This window comes from Haemophilus parahaemolyticus, from assembly GCF_002015035.1.
In the GTDB taxonomy this organism is placed as follows: Bacteria; Pseudomonadota; Gammaproteobacteria; order Enterobacterales; family Pasteurellaceae; genus Haemophilus_A; species Haemophilus_A parahaemolyticus.
In genome coordinates this window covers 1,970-4,729 of record NZ_MUXY01000013.1, presented here as the reverse complement: position 1 = coordinate 4,729, position 2,760 = coordinate 1,970, and the positions used below count along the sequence as shown (strand labels likewise).

The following is a 2,760-nucleotide window of genomic DNA, read 5'->3' as shown; positions in this document are numbered from 1 at the left end:
CCGCATGTAGCTACCCGGCAATGCGTCTGGCGACACAACCGGAACACCAGGGATGCGTCCACTCCGGTCCTCTCGTACTAGGAGCAGCCCCTTTCAATTCTCCAACGCCCACGGCAGATAGGGACCGAACTGTCTCACGACGTTCTAAACCCAGCTCGCGTACCACTTTAAATGGCGAACAGCCATACCCTTGGGACCTACTTCAGCCCCAGGATGTGATGAGCCGACATCGAGGTGCCAAACACCGCCGTCGATATGAACTCTTGGGCGGTATCAGCCTGTTATCCCCGGAGTACCTTTTATCCGTTGAGCGATGGCCCTTCCATTCAGAACCACCGGATCACTATGACCTGCTTTCGCACCTGCTCGACTTGTCTGTCTCGCAGTTAAGCTTGCTTATACCATTGCACTAACCTCACGATGTCCGACCGTGATTAGCAAACCTTCGTGCTCCTCCGTTACTCTTTGGGAGGAGACCGCCCCAGTCAAACTACCCACCAGACACTGTCCGAGAGCGTGTTTCCACTCTTCGTTAGAACATCAAACGTTAAAGGGTGGTATTTCAAGGTCGACTCCATAGAAACTGGCGTTCCTACTTCAAAGTCTCCCACCTATCCTACACATCAAAATTCAATGTTCAGTGTCAAGCTATAGTAAAGGTTCACGGGGTCTTTCCGTCTAGCCGCGGGTACACCGCATCTTCACGGCGATTTCAATTTCACTGAGTCTCGGGTGGAGACAGCCTGGCCATCATTATGCCATTCGTGCAGGTCGGAACTTACCCGACAAGGAATTTCGCTACCTTAGGACCGTTATAGTTACGGCCGCCGTTTACTGGGGCTTCGATCAGGAGCTTCTCTTTCGATAACACCATCAATTAACCTTCCAGCACCGGGCAGGCATCACACCCTATACGTCCACTTTCGTGTTTGCAGAGTGCTGTGTTTTTAATAAACAGTTGCAGCCAGCTGGTATCTTCGACCGGTTCAACCTTCGAGAGTAAATCTCTACAATCTACGCCGGCGCACCTTCTCCCGAAGTTACGGTGCTATTTTGCCTAGTTCCTTCACCCGAGTTCTCTCAAGCGCCTGAGTATTCTCTACCTGACCACCTGTGTCGGTTTATAGTACGGTTTAGATAAATCTGAAGCTTAGTGGCTTTTCCTGGAAGCGTGGTATCAGTTACTTCAGTGCCTTAGCACCTCGTCATCAGTTCTCGGTGTTAAGAGTGCCCGGATTTTCCTAAGCACTCCACCTACCGCCTTAAACAGACATCCAACAGTCTGCTAACCTAACCTTCTCCGTCCCCACATCGCAATTTATCCAAGTACGGGAATATTAACCCGTTTCCCATCGACTACGCTTTTCAGCCTCGCCTTAGGGGCCGACTCACCCTGCCCCGATTAACGTTGGACAGGAACCCTTGGTCTTCCGGCGAACGAGTTTTTCACTCGTTTTATCGTTACTTATGTCAGCATTCGCACTTCTGATACGTCCAGCAAACCTCTCGATTCACCTTCATCCGCTTACAGAACGCTCCCCTACCCAACAATGTTTCCATTGATGCCGCAGCTTCGGTGCTATATTTTAGCCCCGTTACATCTTCCGCGCAGGCCGACTCGACTAGTGAGCTATTACGCTTTCTTTAAATGATGGCTGCTTCTAAGCCAACATCCTAGCTGTCTAAGCCTTCCCACTTCGTTTCCCACTTAATATAGACTTTGGGACCTTAGCTGGCGGTCTGGGTTGTTTCCCTCTCCACGATGGACGTTAGCACCCACCGTGTGTCTCCTGAGTATCACTCTTCGGTATTCGCAGTTTGCATCGGGTTGGTAATCCGGGATGGACCCCTAGCCGAAACAGTGCTCTACCCCCGAAGGTGTCCGCTCAAGGCTCTACCTAAATAGATTTCGGGGAGAACCAGCTATCTCCCGGTTTGATTGGCCTTTCACCCCCAGCCACAAGTCATCCGCTAATTTTTCAACATTAGTCGGTTCGGTCCTCCAATTAGTGTTACCCAATCTTCAACCTGCCCATGGCTAGATCACCGGGTTTCGGGTCTATACCTTGCAACTCTTCGCCCAGTTAAGACTCGGTTTCCCTTCGGCTCCCTTATTCAGTTAACCTTGCTACAAAATATAAGTCGCTGACCCATTATACAAAAGGTACGCAGTCACAGAATAAATCTGCTCCCACTGCTTGTACGTACACGGTTTCAGGTTCTATTTCACTCCCCTCACTGGGGTTCTTTTCGCCTTTCCTTCACAGTACTGGTTCACTATCGGTCAATCAGGAGTATTTAGCCTTGGAGGATGGTCCCCCCTTCTTCAAACAGGATTTCTCGTGTCCCGCCCTACTTCTCGTTAGCTTAGTACCACAATAATATTTTCGAGTACGGGATTATCACCCTCTGTGATTGAGCTTCCCAGCTCATTCCTCTAACAAAATTGCTATTACTAACAGGCTTTTCCGCTTTCGCTCGCCGCTACTGACAGAATCTCGGTTGATTTCTTTTCCTCGGGGTACTTAGATGTTTCAGTTCTCCCGGTTTGCTTCACTTGCCTATGTATTCAACAAGTGATAGTAGATTCTTCATCTACTGGGTTTCCCCATTCGGACATCTTGGGTTAAACGCTTCTTATCAGCTCACCCAAGCTTATCGCAGATTAGCACGTCCTTCATCGCCTCTGATTGCCAAGGCATCCACCGTGTACGCTTAGTCACTTAACTATACAACCTCAAATGTTTTCAATTAAACATT

1 rRNA gene is annotated in these 2,760 nt (G+C 49.4%); it reads right to left on the bottom strand.

The window, feature by feature from the left end:
• Positions 1 to 2,729: ribosomal RNA gene (locus tag B0185_RS08010) — 23S ribosomal RNA — on the bottom strand; the annotation flags it as partial.
• Between the last annotated feature and the right edge of the window lie 31 nt (positions 2,730 to 2,760).